Raw genomic sequence first — 17245 nt, 5'->3', positions numbered from 1 at the left:
GCTCAGCCCCCGTTCGCGGAGATGATCTGCTGGGCCAAGTCTACCAGATCGTCCGAGAGGTAGTGCGGCTGCGGCACGTTTTCGGCCTCGATCAGGTTGTTGTTGGGGCGGGTCAGGAACGCCCCCTTACAGCCCGCCGCCTGCGCGCCGATGGTGTCCCACAGATGGCAGGCCACCATGCAAAGGTCATCGGTCTGTAGGTCCAACGCATCGGCCACCATCTGGTAGGTCGCCGGATGGGGTTTGAACTTTGCCACCTCATCAACGCTAAAGCTGCGGTCGAAGAAGTCAGCGATGCCGGCTTTCTCCAAAGGTGTCGGCGCGGGAGAGGGGGGCGAATTGGTCAGCGTGACCAGCCGGAAACCTGCTTCGCGCAGCTTGCGCAGGGCGGGGGCGACATCCGGATGGGCGGGCATGGAGCCGATGAGAGATTTTAACTCGGCCACGTCCTCATCACTGATCGTCACGCCCTTGTTTGCGCCGACCATCTGCAAGACACCCCCCGCCAGCGCACCGAAGGGGGCATAGCGTCCCGAGAGGGTCATGGTCTGGGAATAGAGGATCAACTCGGCAAACCATTCGCGCAGGACCGAGGCGTCGCCGAAGAGGCGCGCGAACAGTGGCTCCAGAGTGGTGATGTCGAGCAGGGTCTCGTTCACGTCGAAGACGATTGTAGAGACGGGCTTTTGATCGGGCATGGGGGTCCTTCCTGTCACGGCGGGCGATGCGCCCGGTCATTGTGAAGAAACCCCCAGCCCTGTCAAAAGGTTTCAGACCCCCAAACGGTCGCGCAGCCCGTACCACCACGATCCCACGACCGAATAGGGCACGCGCAACATGCGCCCGCCGGGGAAGGGGAACCACGGCACATTGGCGAAGACGTCAAACCGGGTCAGATCGCCGTCGATCGCTTCCGAAAGGATGCGCCCGAAGGTATGCGAGCCGGTGACACCATGGCCGCTGTAGCCGTGCGCGAAATAGGTGTTGTCGCCGATCCGGCCCATCTGCGGAACACGGCTGAAGGACAGGGCAAAATTGCCGCTCCAGGCATAGTCGATCTTCACGTCTTTGAGTTGGGGGAAGACCTTGTCCATGTTCCGTTTGAGCTTGGCCTTGATGTCGCGCGGGTCAGCGCCGCCATAGACGGTGCCACCCCCGAAAAGCATGCGTTTGTCGCCCGACAGACGGTAATAATCGAGGATATAGCGGATGTCTTCGACGCAGGCGTCGGTGGGCAGCAGCGCGTGGGCTTGTGCCTCGCTCAGCGGTTCGGTTGCCATGACTTGGGTCGAGACGGGCATCACGCGCGGGGTCAGCGTGGGCACCACATGGCCAAGGTAGGCATTGCCGCAGAGCACCAGCGTCTTGCAGGTCATCGTGCCCTTGGCGGTTCTGACCACGGGGCGTGGGGCGTCGTGATCGACATCCGTCACGGGGGACATCTCATAGATCGTGCCGCCGTTTTTCTCAAACGCCGCCGCCTCACCGAGGGCGAGGTTGAGCGGGTGCATATGGCCGCCCGAATGGTCGATCAGCCCGCCTTCATAGAGGTCGGAATTGATGTGGGCGCGCAACTGGTCCTTGTCCAGCATCTCTTGATTGTTGATGCCGTAGCTCTGCCAGAGCTTCTGCCGCTCTTCCAACTCGCGCATATGCGCAGGCGTGAGGCCGGTGAAGATGTTCTTTTCCTTGAGGTCGCATTTGATGTCATAGGTGCGGACCCGCTCGCGGATGATCTCGCCACCTTCTTGCACCAACCCGGCTACGAAAGTCGCCGTGTCCTGACCATAGCGGCGCTTGATCGTTTGCAGGCTGGCGTTGAGCCCGTTGACGATCTGCCCGCCATTGCGGCCCGAGGCCCCCCAGCCCACGCGCGCGCCTTCGATGATGGCGACCTTATAGCCCTTTTCGGCCAGATGCAGACCCGTCGACAGGCCGCTATAACCCGCGCCGACGATGCAAACGTCGATCTCGTGATCTCCCTGCAATTTTGGGCGCTCAGGTGAGGGATTGGCCGAGGCCGCGTAGTAGCTTGACGTATGGCTGCCGTCACCGGCGTAGGGGGGACGAGACATCAGACGATCTCCAGATAGGTATCATATTCGAAATGGGTCACTTGCCGCGCGAATTTGCGCAACTCTTGGGTTTTGCATTCGACCATCATGGTCTGCAACCGCGAGGAAAAGATGCCTGGCACATCCGGCCCTTTGCGGAAGGCATCAATCGCCGTGGCCCAGTCGAGCGGCAGGTTGTCGAGCTTCATCGTATAGGCGTCGCCAGTGATCGGGGCGACGGGCTGCATGTCTTGCTCGATCCCCAAAAGCGCGCCGCCCAAGATGCTGGTCAGCACCAGATAGGGGTTGGCATCGGCACCGGCCACACGGTGCTCGATGCGCCGGGCCTTGGCGTCTCCGCCGGGGATGCGGATCGCGGCGGTGCGGTTCTCATAGCCCCAGGCGACATTGGTCGGCGCATGGGCGCCCGGCAGCAAGCGGCGATAGGAGTTTTCATGCGGCGCGAAGGTCAGCGTGTTTTGCTGCATCGTTGCCAGCAGACCGGCCACGGCGTTGAGCATCAGGGATGTGCCCTCATCCCCGCCATTGTCAAAGACGTTAACGCCGTTCTCATCGACCAGCGAGAAATGCACGTGAAAACCGCTACCTGCCAGATCGCCATAAGGTTTGGCCATGAAGGTTGCGGCAAAGCCGTGTTTGCGGGCGATGCCGCGCACCAGCCGTTTGAACAGCACCGCGTCATCTGCCGCGCGCAGCGGATCGTCCACATGGCGCATGTTGATCTCGAACTGCCCCGCCCCGTTTTCCGAGATCGCCGCATCCGCCGGGATGCCCTGCAATTCGCAGGCGTCATAGACCTCGTTCAGGAACTCATCGAAATGCTGCAACTCGTCCAGCGACAGTGCGCCGTCGGAATCCAGCCGCTTGCCGGTCACCGGAGAGCAGGGCGCCTGCGGGTGATCCTCGGACGGATCAACGAGGTAGAACTCCAACTCGGTCGCAACCACGGGGGTGAGACCACGTGCCTTGAACTTGGCCGCCACTTCGGCCAGCGCGCGGCGCGGATCGCCGGGGAAGGGGGCGCCGTTTTCCTGACGCATCCAGAGCATCGCAAGCGCGGTCGGGCGCGAGGTCCATGTGATGGGCATCAAGGGGCGGCCCGTGAAATCACAAAGGCCATCGGAATCCCCGGTCTCAAACACCAGTTCGCTGTTTTCGACATCTTCGCCCCAAATATCCATGCCAACGATGGACAGGGGCATGCGCAGCCCGCCTTCGACAACCTTGGAGACTTGATCGGCTGGCACCCGCTTGCCGCGCATGGTGCCGTTAAGGTCGCAGACACAGGCAAAGATGGATTCGATTTCGGGATGTTGCGCCAGCCAGGCTTCGGCTTTGCTCTGAGACATGGGGTTCCTTTCGATATCGAACCTGAAAATGTGATACCATTTAGGGAAACGTCATACCACTATTCGCTTGTCTGTCAATCGCCCCGGAGCGTATGGTCAGCGGCGAAAGACCAAAGGCGGCCCGATGACCGACACCGAAAACGACGCGCTCAACATCCCCGAGATCCCTGAGATTCCGGGCGGGACGACGCAGGAATATGTCTATGAGCGGCTGCGCAATGCGATCATGCTTGGCGCGATCACGCCCGGCACCTCGCTGACCATGCGCGGCATTGCAGAGCGTCTTGGCCTCAGCCCGACCCCGGTGCGCGAGGCAGTGCGGCGGCTGAGTTCGGAACATGCCATCCAGATCAAGGACAACCGCCGCCTGACCGTGCCGCTGATGACCTCTGACCGGTTCGAGGAACTGGTCGCCCTGCGCATCGCGGTCGAGACCCACGCCGCCTTGCGCGCCTTGCCCTATATCTCGGACATCGTGATCGACAGGCTGACCGAGATTGACGGCAGCATGGATCGGTTTGTGGCGGAACGGGACTCGGACCAACTGACGCTGCAGAACCAAGCCTTTCACCGGATGCTGTATTCGGTGAACCCGGCGCAGGCGTCCTTGCCGATGATCGAAAGCATCTGGCTGCAACTCGGCCCCTTTCAGCGGCAGGTCATCACTGAGGTGGCGGAATACTATCAGATTGACCGACATAAAGAGGTGTTGGCGGCACTAACCGCACGCGATGGCGCAGCGCTGAGCGCGGCGATTGCCAATGACATCGTCGACGGTGTGCTCGACACGGGCCGCAAGCTGCTGGCGGCAGAGGCGGGCGGGGAAGCGGGCCAGCCGTAGCACACGGGCGGCGTCTGGCCTTTGATCTATGAATTCCTTGGGTGATCAGGCTAGAACTGCGCCGAACGATGGGGGAACGATGGGGTTGGGGCGCGACATGCAAAGACATAGCATCGGGGGCAGGGGGGTGCAGTCGCTCTGCGCGGTTTTGGTCGTCCTGCTGTCAGCCTGCGCGCCGCGCCCGGGCGGAGAGATTTTGACCGTCGTGCCGGCAGACGGCTCCGCGCGGTCTTTGGCGATCACCGTGGCCTCTACCCGGGGCCGCGACGCGCAGTCGGGGCATTATAGCGATGCCCGGGCCCGTGGGCTCAATTATGAGCGGTTTACCATCGCCATCCCGCCAAATCATGAGGCCAGCAAGATCGAATGGCCTGACGAAGACCCCGACCCGAGCCGCAGCTTTGCGGTGACGGCGCGTGATCCCCTGCGCGGGCTAGATATCCGCCGATCAGGGCGGGCGCGGCAGGATGTGATGGTCTTTGTCCATGGCTACAACCAGACCTTTCCCGAATCGCTGTTCCGTTTGGCGCAGGTGGCGGCAGACGGGCATCTGCCCGAACAGCCGATCCTGTTTGCTTGGCCCTCTGCCGGAACAGTGGTGGGCTATGTCGCCGACAAAGACGCAGCGGCCTATTCGCGCGATGAACTGGTCGCCATGCTCGGCACCCTCGCCGCTGATCCCGATGTGGGGGAGATCACGCTTTTCGGTCACAGCATGGGCGGCTGGCTGGTGGCCGAGGCGCTGCGGCAATTGCGCCTGTCGGGGCAAGATGAGGTGATCGCACGGCTGAGCGATGTCGTGCTTGCGGCCCCCGACATCGACGTGGATGTCTTTCGCAAACAGATTGAGGTGATCGGGCCACTTGATCCACCCATGGCCATCCTCGTCGCGCCGGATGATCGGGCGCTGCGCATCTCGGCGGGTCTTGCCGGGGCGCGGCCTCGGATCGGGCGGACCAACGCCAGCACGCCTGCGGTGCAGGCGCTGGCCAAGCGCTATGGTGTTTTGCTGGTCGATATCTCGGCCATTGGCGCGGTGGATGGTACCCATCACAACCGCTTTGCGTCTCTCGTGCAGTTGATGCCGGAAGGGGGCGATAGGCTGGCGGAGGCCCGGGCACAGGTCGGTGCCTTCATCCTTGATCCCGTCTCGGCCACGCTGGTCGCGCTGTCGCGCTAAGGCGGGCGGCTTGCACTTGGCCCGCGCCGCGCAGTATGGGGGCGCGAGCCACCACGAAAGACCGATTTCCCCAGCCCGAGCGGAGCCAGCCCCATGACCATCACCCATCTCGTCACCCATTCGGGCGGCTTTCACGCGGATGAGCTTTTGTCCTCCGTCATTCTGACGCGGCTCTACCCGGAAGCGACGCTGCTGCGCAGCCGTGACGCCCAGTGGATCACGCCGGGCGCGGGGCGGATCATCTATGACGTAGGCCGCGATTATGACGCCGAGGCGTTGATCTTTGACCACCACCAGCGCCCCGGCCCGCTGCGCGAAGATGGCCAGCCTTTCAGCTCTTTCGGGCTGATTTGGCAGCACTATGGCCGCGACTATCTGCGCAGCTTTGACCTGCCCGAGGCGGATGTGGAGGATATTCACCGCAGCTTCGACCAAGGTTTCGTGCTGCCGGTTGACCTCATCGACAATGGCGCGCTTGAACCCTCGGTGGCGGGGCCGCTGGCGGGCATGACCCTGCCAGTGTTGTTGGAGACACTGAAACCCGTTTTCGATGAACGGGGCGAGGATGCCGACGACCGGGCTTTCATGGCCGCTTTGCCAGTTGCCCGCGCCTTTGTCGAAGCCGCGATCAAAGGCAAAGCCGCCAAACGCCGGGCCGAGTTGATGGTGATGCAGGCCATTGAGGCGGCAGGCAGCGGGCGCGTGTTGGAACTGCCGACGGGCATGCCCTTCCGCTCGGCGGTGGAAAAGGCCGGAGCGGATCATCTGCTTTTCGTCGTGCACCCGCGCGGGGACGATTGGGCCCTGACCACGATCCGCAAAAGCGGCGATAGCTTCGAGGCCCGCGCCGATCTGCCCGAGGCTTGGGCCGGGCTAACGGATGCCGAATTGGAGGCTGCAAGCGGCGTGCCGGGGGCAAAATTCTGCCACAACGCGCGCTTCATCGCCGTGGCGGCAACCCGAGAGGCAGCGCTGCGCATGGCTGAACTGGCGGTCGCGGAAGCCAGCTAAGTCCGAGGCCCCAAAGGGCCCCGGCAGGGGTCACATATAGGCGTCGGAGGTCAGGAAAAACATCGTTTCGCTGACCTGTATCTCATGGGCGAAAGTCCATGTCGGCGCGTGGCGCTGGTAGCGGTCGGAGGCCATGAGCGCGCGAAAGCCCTCTGCGGTCCCCGGCCCCCATGCGCCGTCGATGGCCCCCGTGTAGTAGCCTTCGTGTTTGAGGCTGTCTTGCACCATACGGCGCGCGCCCAGATCGCGGCTCTGGAATAGGGCCTGCACCTCGGCAAGGGTCACCCCCGCCGATTGCGCGTAGAGCGGGCTGACACGGAATGACGCAGCACCGATAGCGGCGGCGGTGAAAAATCCTCTTCGCTTCATCGTAATTCCTCTCAAACTATACCGAAGCCGAAATACGAACTCATCGGCCTCAGCGCCCCTCCCCGGGGCGGCATATACAATGCGGCTTTGATGGAATTGAATTGCGGTTTTTTCTTGTCCGATATTCGCTATTTAGGGGAATTTTCGGAAATAGTTCCCGTAAATGGGTAGACCCGCTAGCGCTGATCGTCGAGCCAGATCGACAGGAATCCTTCGGCCTGGGCAGCCGTTTCGGCCTCTTGCAAAGCCTGCTTGCGGGCCTCGGCGCGGCGGTTGCGGATCAGGTCAATGCGCTTGGCCTCGGCGAAGAGCCCGTTCAGCCTGTCGTGGATGCCCGCGCTGTCGGCGCGCAGCCGCTCGGCTTCGGCCTCTTTCCGGTGGATCGTTTCCGAGACGTTGCGGATGAAGGCCGAGACCACGCGCGTCGATTCCACGGCATCGGGGTCGCCACGATCGTTAAGCTGCTCCATCAGGCTGTGGCGTTCGTTTTCGATCTGGGTCAGGGCGCGGTTCACCTCGGCCATCTCCAGCGCCACATTCTCCATCTCAAAGCGTTTGAGCCGCGAGAGTACAGCCAGCCCGTCGCCGCGACGCGGTTTCACGGCTTTGCGCCCTGCGACAGGACAATGAGCCGCTCGCGCATCCGCTCCAGCACCTCAGGATCAAGCAGCGGTAGCCCCACCATCGGGGGAACATGGCCGATTACCCCGTGCCGACGCATGGAATTGGGCAGGCGGGCTTCCGCTTCGGCGGCCTTGTCGACCTTTTCTGCGTCTTTTTCGTCGTCCGTGCTGGCGGCCAGTCCCGGCCCGGCAAGAAGCGCGGCGAGCGCAATCAGGGCTAGGGGCAGGGGGCGCATCATACCGCGGGCAGTTCGCGCTGCGAGGCCTCCACGGCGGAGAAGTTCGGCTGCTTTGTTGTGGGAATATTGCCGCGGCCCAGCTCGATGCAGATGCTCGGCGGGTGGCCCGCCACGATGGCCACGATCACGTCGCGGATCACGGTATATATCGCGCCGTCTTCCTCTTCGATCTGCTCCAACCGGCCCGCGATGGGCTGTACCATGCAGTAGGCAAGGAAGACCCCAAGGAAGGTGCCCACCAAGGCCCCGCCGATCATTGCGCCAAGGATCTCTGGCGGCTTGTCGATTGAGGACATGGTTTTGATCACCCCCAGCACCGCCGCGACGATGCCGATGGCGGGCAGCCCGTCGGCCATGCTCTGGATCGCGCTGGCAGAGACGAGTGATTCATGGTGGTGTTTCTTGATCTTGCGGTTCAACACGTCTTCCATTTGAAAACGGTCGTCGAATTGCATCGACATCATGCGGAAGCTGTCGGCGATGAGGTCGGTCAGAAAATGGTCTTTCATCAGCTTGGGGTAGCGTTGAAAGATCGGGCTGGCCTCGGGGTTTTCGATATGCTCGTCCATCGCGACGATGCCCTTGGTCTTATAAAGACGCGCCAGTTCGAACATCAGCGCTAGCAGATCGTTGTAATCCGCCGCCTTCCAACGCGGCCCCTTGATCACCCGCATCACCCCGACCAGCGATGACTTCACCACCGAGAAGGAATTGGCGATCACGAAGGCCCCGAGAGAGGCGCCGCCGATCATCATGCCTTCATAGGGAAGGGCGTGCAGGACGATGTCCATATTGCCCCCCGACAGCATGAAGCCGCCAAAGACCAGACCGAAGACCATTACAAGACCAAGCAAGAGTGTCATTGCTGCACACGCCTCCAAAAAGAAACTATTCTTACTTTATCCTTGAGCGAATGGGTCTATACAAGTATTATCTAGGAAAGAACTTGGGTTTCTATGATGAATAGTGGTTTTTCGGTCAAAGAAGAGTTGAGGAATGATGTCGACGCTCTGCAAGAGCCCGACGCCTTCGCCTATTTCGTCGACCCCTCTGAGCTTTCGGTGCTCGTGCAGGGCTGGCCCGAGGAGATGCGGCTGCTGCTTTGCATGGATGCGGGTGGGCTTTGTGAGTTCGTGGTCTTTCACAATGACGAAGAGCACGCGGTTTTCGACCGGGTTGCGGATATCCTTGATCGTCCCGTGGGCAGCTTTGCCGTCAGCCCCGAAGTTGAGGGGCATCCCTGCCGCAGGTTGTTGTTTTCTGAGGAAAACGCGCTGTTGAAGGCAATTCAGGAAAGCAAAACGCTGGAAGAGACTGCGGCGGATTACCTGATCAACTACAACTTCGCCCGCGAAGAGGGCTTGGATTTCGACGAGTTGATGCGCCAGCGCCCTGAATTGGAGCAGTTCCAGCGCGTCAGCACCAACAAGATCTTTCCCATCGGCACCCGCAAACGCCGCAAGCTGCGCACGGGCCCGCCCGAAGGTTATATGCCCTCCGCCGAGGTGCAGCCGGGTGAGTGTTTCTATGTGCGCCTTGAAATGTGGCTCGCCGGAGGGCGGATGCGAATCGCGGCCAGCCCGGAAAAGCCGCTGCCCATGGTGCCGACCTTGGTGCGTGACATTGCGTTTCGTGACGATTTTGCATCAGTCTATATCCCCCGCGACACGCTCGCGGCGGAGTGGCGGCCCAAGGATAACATGGTGATCGACATCCCGGCCGAGCTTTTCCCCGCCGGGTTCAGCGACAGTTGTGAGCGGCGCGAAGTGAAGGTCGCGGTCATGCCCCGCGGTATCTTTGTCGAATTCGGCGCACCGATTGACGTGCCTCCGGCACCGGAGCCTGAGTTGCTTGACCCTGCGACGTTGGCACCGCAGCCGCCCGCACCGCGCAAGAGCCTGTGGAAGTCGCTGCATATCCCGCTGATCGCGGTGGCAGGGCTGGGGGTGACCGGTCTGTTCAGCACGATCATCGCGCAGACGACGGGGAATGACGTGGTTCCTGATCCGGCCCCGAAGAGCGCGATTTTCAAAACCGTCGCGCAGATGGAGCCGTGATGCATTCTGCACAATATGGCGGAAAAGTGCTTGCCAATGCTTGCGCGGGTTCCAAATACAATTCGAATCGTGATAAGAATAAACGGCAAAGAATTATTTATCTTTGCTGCGTCCCTTGCGAAGCGCTTCTTGAATGCTTCGCGAACCTTGCAGAAGGCAAGATTAACTTAACAAGGAAGTTGCTTCATGCCTAATGTACCCCCCAAGCAGAATCTAAGCGATACCGCGATTGCGACCATCGTTTCGGGTTTCGCCAGCCGGAGCGACGTGACGATCGACGATATCTTGACTTTGGTCGAGCGTCTGCGTGCCACCCCGGCTGACGCCCCTGCCACCGCATTGGCCAACATCCCCGCCGCCGCCGCGCCCATCGCGCCCAAGGCCCAAGGCATGACCGCCGCACCGGGTGAGCAGCCCATGACCGATGACACGATCTTTTGCCTGTGCTGCGGCAAGGGGTTCAAAATGCTCAAGCGCCACCTCGGGGCCGAACATGGGCTGACCGAAGCGGAATACCGCGTGATGTTCAGCCTGCCCGCCGACGCGCCGCTGGTCGCACCGAGCTATTCCAAGCGCAAGGCCGAATACGCGAAACGCGCCGGGTTGGGCAAGTACAGCCGCGACAAGTCGGACAACAACGCAGAGCTTTCCTGATCTGGCCCCGGGCCCGATCTTGCGTAGTCGGGAGGCCGTGTGATGGCTGACAAAAAGAACGCGATGATCATCATCAAGCGCTACGACGCGGAGGGCGGCCATGCCCACCACGGCGGCGGTTGGAAGGTGGCCTATGCGGACTTCATGACCGCGATGATGGCGTTTTTCCTGCTGCTGTGGATCCTCGCCGCCTCGGATGAGGAAAAGCTGCGCGGTCTGGCCAATTACTTTACGCCGACGGTGTCGGATGGGGGCTCCTCCTCGGATGCGGCGGCGGACCTGCGTCCGCTGATGGCCGCCGGGGTGATGACCGGCGCGGTCGACAACACCGGCAATGTGCAAAAGCCGACCTTTGGCCGGGACAACCCGATGATGGTTTTCGACAGCCGCCTGCGCGACAAACCGGCGGCAGTGGTCGTAGAATATGCCGAAGCGCCCGAGCCCGCAGCAGCCGCCGATCCCGCCACATTGGCCGCGATTGAGGAATCCGAGCGCCGCCAGTCCGAGATCGACCGCATGGCCGAAGATATCGCCGAGCGGATCACCTCGGACAGCACGCTGAATGATCTGGCGCGCAATGTCCGGTTGGAGAAATCGAACGGGGCGCTGACGGTTCAGGTGCTGGATCAGGACGAACGGTCGCTCTTTGCACGGGGCAGTGCTGATGTGACGCCCAAGACCCGTGAATTGCTGCTGGCCATCGGTGATGTGATCGCCGATCAGAACCAGCCGGTTGAGATCGTGGGCCATACCGATGCCGCCGCCTTTGGCGCGAACAACGGCTACACAAACTGGGAATTGTCGGCGGATCGTGCCAACGCCACGCGTCGCACGTTGATGGCCGCAGGCATCGCTGGCGCGCGCTTCATGCGGGTTTCCGGTGTGGCCGACACACAACCGATCAACACAATCGATCCCTTGGCTTCGGAAAATCGCCGCATCTCGATTCGCTTGGTGTACCAGGCCGAGTAGCCCTTTTTTCAAGGCTCTATCGGCCCGGTTGTGCGTAATTCAAGCCTCGGCAAAAGTGCGACATCCCTGCCGCTGATTCCCAAAAATAATATCCGGTCTTGAAAAATTGTTGACGGTCAAGGTCTTGCGATCTAGACCTAAAGCAATAAACGAGCACCGGGCACCTAAAAAACTTTTAAAAAACGCCCGGATAAACCATGGACAGAACGTCCTGAACGAGGCGGAAATGCAGGTAAACTCACTTATAGGTGGCATCTGGAAGGGTGCCTGCCACATGGACTCATCGGCCGATGGCCGTCATTTCAACATGCTGATCCGGGCGCTGATTCCGGTTCAAGCTTCGGTCTTCGAGATGCAAGATTGGGCCGGTCACCCGGTGGCAATGCCAGATTGCATCGAACCGATCCCGGGCATCTGCCTTGGCGATATCCTTGCCGAAGAACTCGACGCCGATGTGCCTTATGGCTCGCTCGTCGTAATTCGCAAAAGCGACAATTTCACAAATATCTCCCAAGCCGCCGGTGCGCTGGTGGGCGAAGTCTTGATCGGGATCATCGGGCGCGGACTGTTCCCGATGATGGACGAAGACAGCGTTCTGCATGCATTGGGTCAGGCATATCATCACGCGGCAGAGGCGGACGAGCTGCTCAAGCTGGGGCTTGAGCCTGCGGCCTTCCGCATGGGGCTGAGCGCGGTTCTGGGGCAGTACTGGGGCCGTCCGGTTGACAGTCATTCGGTCTTTGCAGCACAGCCCGCCGAGAGCGCCCAGATTTCGCTGCGGGCCCTGACCGGTACGGAGACACCCGTGACCCTCAATCAGTGGACTTTGCGGTTGAAAGCCCTTGTTGAAGGCCGCAGCGCGCGCCGCGCCTTCGAAGATCAGCGCGGAAACGTGCGGATCTCCTGATCCCAAAAGGGCCTTCGGATTCCCATGCGGAGGCCCAAGTTGGAGGACGTGAAATGATTGCTCAGCTTCAGGCAGCACCTGCGGTGCAGACAGCCGCAGGTCTCGGGCAGCCGCCCCAAAAAGGGGCGGTCGAAGGCTTTGCCACGTTGATGCAGGGCATGGCGGGCCAAGAGGCCACGCCAGAGCCGCAAGTTCAGGCCATGCAAACCCCCTTGCCGGAAACTGACACCGCCGAGGATGCGCTGCCCGAGGGGATCGACCTTGAGACGGCAGAGGGGCTGATGGCCTTGATGGATCGCACCATCGCGGGGCTGGAGGAGACCAACAACCCGGTCACCCCAAAGGCCGCACTCGCCGCATTTGCCGAAGCCTTGGGCGCGGCGCCGCCCGACAGCGTCGGCGCGTTGGAAGCGGTGGCCCAGTTTGACGACCCCAGCCTTGAGGCCGCGCTGGAAGAAAAACTTGGCCGTGCCATGCGCATCCCGACGCCGGCCAGCCAGCTTAGCATCGCGTCGGCGGTGGTGCCGGTCGTCGGGCGGATCGCCATCGTTAAGGGGCAGGCCTTAGGGATGTCCGAAGGGGCAGCGCCGGCTTTGCAAATCGATGGGATCGTTGGTCAAGTCACCGCCAAGCCGGTAACCTCGGGCGACACGCCGGTCCTGCGATTGGCGCCCGCTTCGACTGCAGAAATGGTCGCCGCGCCCGTTGCGGCTGGCGAGGCCAGTACAGTTCCCGCCGCGCAGGTGGACTTGAGCGCAGAAGCCGCAGACCCCCGCATCACCGCCGCCACCGACCGGTTCAGCGCCGCTGTCGATGTCGCCAAGGCGCCCCAGCCCGGCACGAGCGCCCCGGCAGCCGAGGCCGCGCTGCGCGAAGTCGCCGCTTTGACCGCACCGCAAGCCCCGCAGAGTGAGGGGCTTCGCCTCAGCCCGCCGCAGCCGACACCCGCGCCCGCGCCGAACCCCGCCGCCGCGCCAGATGAGCAACTGCGCCAGCATGTCAGCCAGCAGATCCGCGGCCTCGACACTGCCGACAACAAGCTGCGCTTCTCGCTCTCGCCCTACGGCATGGGCGAGATCGAGATCGAAGTCGTGCGCAGCGAGACGGGCCGGATGCAGATCGCCATGACCACCGAAAGCGCCTCGGTGCTGAACATGTTGCGGCAAGACCGCGAACAACTGCTGGATGCGCTGCAGTCGCGCGGCATCAGCGCCGATAACGCCGACCTTGATTTCCAGACCTTCGACGACCGGGGCCGCAACGGCGGGCAGCAGCAGGGGCCAGAGTTCACCCAGAAAGCAGCGCAGGCCAATGACGCGCCGGGCAGTGACGCCCAGCCCTTGCCGCAACCCCCCAGCTCAAACTTGAGCGCCGGGCAGTTGGATATCCTCACCTGAAAGGCGAGACCATGATTGACGCGACCACAGCAAGCACCCTGAGCACCGCCAACACCTCGGCGGCGGCGACCTCTTCGGCTGAGCTTCAGGAGAGCTACAACAGCTTTCTCACTCTGCTGACGGCGCAGATTTCGAACCAAGACCCGCTAAACCCGGTGGATTCGACGCAGTTCGTTTCGCAATTGGCGCAATTGACTCAAGTCGAGCAAAGCATCGCGACCAACGCGAGCCTTGAGCAGATCAGCACGATGCTTTCCACCGTCGGCGCGATGTCGGACCTGCAATTGATCGGGCGCGACGTGCTTGTCCCCTCGACCCAAGTGCGCATGACCGAAGATGAATTCCCGCTGAGCTATCAACTCAATGCCGGGGCGGAGGATGTGACTGTCCGCATCTATTCCCAAGACGGCAGCCTGATCCGCGAGATGCCCGGCCCCTCCACAGCAGAGGGAGAGGTGATCGACGTGGATTGGAACCGCCTCGATTCAGTGGGCCTGCCGGTGCCGCCCGATACTTTCCGGGTTGAGATCACGGCGACGGATGCCGCTGGCAATGACGTAGGCGTGACCCCGTTGACCCGGTCCGAGGTGACGCGGGTGAACTTCACCGCCCTAGGGCCGGAGTTGGAGTTAGATAACGGGGAATCCGTGCTGTCGAACGTGGTGCGTTCGGTTCTGTAAACCTTCGGCGCGGTGCGGGTCAGAGCCGCGCCACATCCTGTTTGTAGAGCGATACGAACATCACATCGTCGACGCCCTTATGCTCTTTGCTGATCAGATCGCGCAGCAGCCGCGAGAGGGCTTCGCTGTCAATCGCCACCCCGCGCAGCACGGCGCTTTCGGCGGCGAGGTTCATCGCCTGCAAAAGGGAATCGCGCATCCGCGTCGCATCTTCGACCCGGCGGTAGCGTTCGGCCAATTCCAGCGTTCCCATCTTCAGCGCGAAATCCGCCACGATATAAGAGACGCTGTTGGTCTTCTCCACCGGGATCGTCATCTGACCAAGCCGCACCACGGTGCGGTCCTTGGCCAGTTCATAGCTGTCCATCGGCGCTTGGGCCTCATCCTTGGCGGATGCCTCGCCATGGGCATCTTTCTCGGGGGTATGGGCTGCGTCTTTTGCCGCCTCATCCGCGCCATGGGGGGCGTTTTCATCGATCTCTGTTCCCGCCGCTTCGGCTGGGGCAGGGGCAAGGGCCAGACCGGCGCCATAGCCTGCACCCATGCAAAGCAGGGGGAGTGCTACGAATGCGATTGCTGCCTTTTTCATGTTCGACCTTTCCTGAGCTTTCGTCAGGTTTAACGGTCGATTGCGACGGCAATGGTCTCACTTTGTGACCAAGTCGCGAATTAATAGGGCAGGATCACATCCATCGCATCTTCGCCGTAACTCCGCTCTTGGGCGCGCGAAAGCGTGCCCCGGCCCCCATAGGCGATGCGGGCTTCGGCGATCTTGTCATAAGAGATGGTGTTGTCATCCCGGATGTCGGCAGGGCGCACTATCCCGGCCATGCGCAGCTCCCGCAGCTCTTGATTAACCAATATTTCTTGACGTCCCGCGACCACGAGTGCGCCGTTGGGCAGCTTGTCGATGACCAGCGCAGCGACCTTCAACTCGATCCTCTCGTTGCGCGTGATGGCACCAGAACCGCTTGCCTCAGAAGCCGAGCCGACCTCGACAATGTCGCCGCTTGGTAGATCGGAGGCGCTGATTCCGGGCAGAATTGCGGCAATTTTCGCGCCATAACCAAAGAATGTCGGGAATCCGACTGAGCTTGCCCCCTCGCGCTCCCGGTCTGTCGAATTGCGCAGTTGCGCCCGGTCGTCGATGGAGATCACGACCGTGACGATATCGCCGATGTCATCGGCACGTTGATCGGAAAACAGCGGTTGGCTGCGGGCCGAAAAGAGTGAGGCCTTGGCGCTGCCACGGCGCGGCGGCTCCATTGCCACGGCGGGCATCGGCACCTGTACGCGGGCCACTTCAGGGATGGTTTGGCCATCCACCACGATCGGCGAAGGCTGCGGATTGCGGTCGAAGTGATCGGCGGTATCGCAGGCGGACAGGGCAAGGGCCGCGCCCAACATCAAGATAGAGGGGCGCGCAAAAGCGGTGGTCATCGAATGATCTCCACGGTCCCTTCGCCGGTGGCGATGCCGGTGACCGTTTTGTTGCTGACAAGGTTCACGATACGGATTTCCTGCCCCTCATGCGCATCATCAAGTGCGCGCCCCGGAGAGGAGAGGGCCAGAAGCCCGTCGCTGAAATAGATCTCCACCCGCTCACCCCGGTTGATGACCAGGGGCTGGATGATGGACTGGATCTGGATTGGGCGGCCCGGCGTCAGGACGCGGCGGACCTGCTTGCCGATAACCTCTTCCATATCTGTCATCACATAGGTGCCGATGCGGCCCACGGGCAGGCGCATGACGGTCAGGTCGTCTTCCATGATGATGTCATCGGGCAGCAGGCGCGTGATGGGGACAGGGACCGGCATGGTCACAAGGGCATAGCCGCCGATGCGCTGTACCTCGCCCGTCTCAAGCACCGCATTGGCCAGAAACTTGCCGCTGCGCGGGTCCATCCAGAACTCTGCCAGCGTCAACACGGCGTCAGCCGGGGCGTCCTTAACCGTGATCTCAAACTCGCCGTCTTGCGGCAGGCTGTCGGCGTAATCGGCGCGCGCGCGTTCCTCGACCAGCACGCCGATGGGGGCCGACAGGGCAGGGCCTGTCAGCACCATCAGGCCGAGGAAGAGGGCGGCGAGCCGTTTCATTAGCGGATTTGGTTCGCAGCCGAGAGCATCTGGTCTGCGGTCTCGATTGATTTGGAGTTCATCTCATAGGCGCGCTGCGCCGAGATCAGATCGGTAATCTGTTGGATGACATTCACGTTGGACGCCTCAAGATAGCCCTGGCGGATCATCCCCGCGCCCGGATCACCAGGGTTCACCACCTGCGCTTCGCCGGAGGCTTCGGTTGCCAGCAGGAAGTTGTTGCCCACCGGGCGCATCCCCGGCTCGTTGACAAAGGTGGTCAGGCTGAACTGGCCCAGTTCCACCGGCACGGGATCGTTTTCGACATAGGCCATGACGACGCCCTGTTCGTTGATCTCAACCGCCGTGGTGTTTTCGGGCACGACCATGCCCGGCTCGACACGGTAGCCCTGCATCGTGACGATCTCGCCCTCGGGGGAGAGTTGGAACGACCCGTCGCGGGTATAGGCGGTGCCGCCATCGGGCAGCGTGACCGAGAAATACCCACGCCCGTCAATGGCGACGTTCAGCTGGTTCTCGGTGGCGACCATGCCGCCTTGGGTATTCAACCGCACGGTGCCTGCGGTCTGCACGCCCATGCCGATATCGATGCCCACGGGGCGGGTCGATCCGGCCTCGGAAGTGACAGCGCCCTCGCGCTGCATGGATTGATAGATCAGATCCTGAAAGGCTGCGCGGCTGGCTTTAAACCCGGTGGTGTTCGCGTTGGCGATGTTGTTCGAGATTACATCGACATTGGTCTGCTGCGCCATCATGCCGGTTGCGGCGATGCTAAGTGCCTTCATTGTCTCGTTC

General features: G+C 62.0%; 20 protein-coding genes. 9 read left to right on the top strand and 11 right to left on the bottom strand.

Annotated features, from left to right (window positions below):
• Positions 1-2: 2 nt before the first annotated feature.
• From T8A63_RS14295 to T8A63_RS14285, 3 genes are all read right to left on the bottom strand, one after another.
• Positions 3-698 (bottom strand): haloacid dehalogenase type II, encoded by a 696-nt coding sequence (locus tag T8A63_RS14295; RefSeq protein ID WP_322344182.1) that lies wholly within the window; start codon positions 696-698, stop codon positions 3-5.
• A 72-nt stretch (positions 699-770) separates the two neighbouring features.
• Complete coding sequence (locus T8A63_RS14290; protein WP_322344181.1) at positions 771-2075, bottom strand: FAD-binding oxidoreductase; 1305 nt, start codon at positions 2073-2075, stop codon at positions 771-773.
• Positions 2075-3424 (bottom strand): glutamine synthetase family protein, encoded by a 1350-nt coding sequence (locus tag T8A63_RS14285; protein WP_067626074.1) that lies wholly within the window; start codon positions 3422-3424, stop codon positions 2075-2077. Before T8A63_RS14285 ends, T8A63_RS14290 begins: the two co-directional genes overlap by 1 nt.
• Positions 3425-3548: 124 nt before the next feature.
• On the opposite strand from T8A63_RS14285, the gene T8A63_RS14280 reads away from it, so the two are divergent.
• The 3 genes from T8A63_RS14280 (at position 3549) to T8A63_RS14270 (ending at position 6456) form a co-directional block, all read left to right on the top strand.
• Entirely contained in the window at positions 3549-4265 is a 717-nt protein-coding gene (locus tag T8A63_RS14280; RefSeq protein ID WP_322344180.1) for a GntR family transcriptional regulator, read from the top strand.
• A gap of 97 nt (positions 4266-4362) precedes the next feature.
• Positions 4363-5445 (top strand): alpha/beta hydrolase, encoded by a 1083-nt coding sequence (locus T8A63_RS14275; RefSeq protein ID WP_322344179.1) that lies wholly within the window; start codon positions 4363-4365, stop codon positions 5443-5445.
• A gap of 93 nt (positions 5446-5538) precedes the next feature.
• Positions 5539-6456 (top strand): MYG1 family protein, encoded by a 918-nt coding sequence (locus tag T8A63_RS14270; protein ID WP_322344178.1) that lies wholly within the window; start codon positions 5539-5541, stop codon positions 6454-6456.
• Positions 6457-6486: 30 nt separating this feature from the next.
• Here the strand turns inward: T8A63_RS14270 and T8A63_RS14265 are convergent, their stop codons facing one another.
• From T8A63_RS14265 to motA, 4 genes are all read right to left on the bottom strand, one after another.
• Positions 6487-6825 (bottom strand): peptidoglycan-binding domain-containing protein, encoded by a 339-nt coding sequence (locus T8A63_RS14265; RefSeq protein ID WP_067629260.1) that lies wholly within the window; start codon positions 6823-6825, stop codon positions 6487-6489.
• A 176-nt stretch (positions 6826-7001) separates the two neighbouring features.
• Positions 7002-7427, bottom strand: a complete 426-nt coding sequence (locus T8A63_RS14260) for a hypothetical protein (RefSeq protein WP_067629259.1) — start codon at positions 7425-7427, stop codon at positions 7002-7004.
• Positions 7424-7687: a hypothetical protein gene (locus T8A63_RS14255; protein ID WP_322344177.1), complete on the bottom strand. Its 264-nt coding sequence runs from the start codon at positions 7685-7687 to the stop codon at positions 7424-7426. The genes T8A63_RS14260 and T8A63_RS14255 overlap by 4 nt, the downstream gene beginning before the upstream one ends.
• The gene (gene motA, locus T8A63_RS14250; RefSeq protein WP_269343584.1) at positions 7684-8550 is read right to left on the bottom strand and encodes a flagellar motor stator protein MotA; all 867 of its coding nucleotides are present in this window, start codon (positions 8548-8550) and stop codon (positions 7684-7686) included. The genes T8A63_RS14255 and motA overlap by 4 nt, the downstream gene beginning before the upstream one ends.
• 93 nt (positions 8551-8643) lie before the next feature.
• Here motA and T8A63_RS14245 point away from each other — a divergent pair, with 93 nt between their 5' ends.
• The 6 genes from T8A63_RS14245 to T8A63_RS14220 all read left to right on the top strand — a co-directional run bounded on the left by T8A63_RS14245 (position 8644) and on the right by T8A63_RS14220 (position 14354).
• Positions 8644-9744 carry a hypothetical protein gene (locus tag T8A63_RS14245; protein WP_322344176.1) on the top strand — a complete coding sequence of 367 codons (1101 nt, stop codon included), beginning with the start codon at positions 8644-8646 and terminating at the stop codon, positions 9742-9744.
• 186 nt (positions 9745-9930) lie between these two features.
• Positions 9931-10398, top strand: a complete 468-nt coding sequence (locus tag T8A63_RS14240; RefSeq protein WP_067629253.1) for a MucR family transcriptional regulator — start codon at positions 9931-9933, stop codon at positions 10396-10398.
• Positions 10399-10440: 42 nt separating this feature from the next.
• A complete protein-coding gene (locus T8A63_RS14235) occupies positions 10441-11370 on the top strand; it encodes a flagellar motor protein MotB (protein ID WP_269343590.1) in 930 nt (309 codons plus the stop codon).
• A 274-nt stretch (positions 11371-11644) separates the two neighbouring features.
• Positions 11645-12277 (top strand): hypothetical protein, encoded by a 633-nt coding sequence (locus tag T8A63_RS14230; RefSeq protein ID WP_067938894.1) that lies wholly within the window; start codon positions 11645-11647, stop codon positions 12275-12277.
• A 53-nt stretch (positions 12278-12330) separates the two neighbouring features.
• Positions 12331-13674, top strand: coding sequence for a flagellar hook-length control protein FliK (locus T8A63_RS14225; protein WP_322344175.1), 1344 nt, complete (start codon positions 12331-12333; stop codon positions 13672-13674).
• A gap of 11 nt (positions 13675-13685) precedes the next feature.
• Complete coding sequence (locus T8A63_RS14220; RefSeq protein ID WP_067629244.1) at positions 13686-14354, top strand: flagellar hook assembly protein FlgD; 669 nt, start codon at positions 13686-13688, stop codon at positions 14352-14354.
• 19 nt (positions 14355-14373) lie between these two features.
• Here T8A63_RS14220 and T8A63_RS14215 read toward each other — a convergent pair whose 3' ends face one another.
• The 4 genes from T8A63_RS14215 to flgG form a co-directional block, all read right to left on the bottom strand.
• Positions 14374-14943, bottom strand: a complete 570-nt coding sequence (locus tag T8A63_RS14215; RefSeq protein ID WP_067629242.1) for a hypothetical protein — start codon at positions 14941-14943, stop codon at positions 14374-14376.
• A gap of 80 nt (positions 14944-15023) precedes the next feature.
• Positions 15024-15794, bottom strand: coding sequence for a flagellar basal body L-ring protein FlgH (locus tag T8A63_RS14210; protein WP_322344174.1), 771 nt, complete (start codon positions 15792-15794; stop codon positions 15024-15026).
• The gene (flgA, locus tag T8A63_RS14205) at positions 15791-16450 is read right to left on the bottom strand and encodes a flagellar basal body P-ring formation chaperone FlgA (protein WP_322344173.1); all 660 of its coding nucleotides are present in this window, start codon (positions 16448-16450) and stop codon (positions 15791-15793) included. Before flgA ends, T8A63_RS14210 begins: the two co-directional genes overlap by 4 nt.
• Positions 16450-17235, bottom strand: a complete 786-nt coding sequence (gene flgG, locus T8A63_RS14200; protein WP_067938908.1) for a flagellar basal-body rod protein FlgG — start codon at positions 17233-17235, stop codon at positions 16450-16452. The genes flgA and flgG overlap by 1 nt, the downstream gene beginning before the upstream one ends.
• Between the last annotated feature and the right edge of the window lie 10 nt (positions 17236-17245).

The sequence above is a fragment of the Sulfitobacter sp. OXR-159 genome, assembly GCF_034377145.1.
Classification (GTDB): Bacteria; Pseudomonadota; Alphaproteobacteria; order Rhodobacterales; family Rhodobacteraceae; genus Sulfitobacter.
This window is presented reverse-complemented; position numbering and strand designations above follow the sequence as displayed.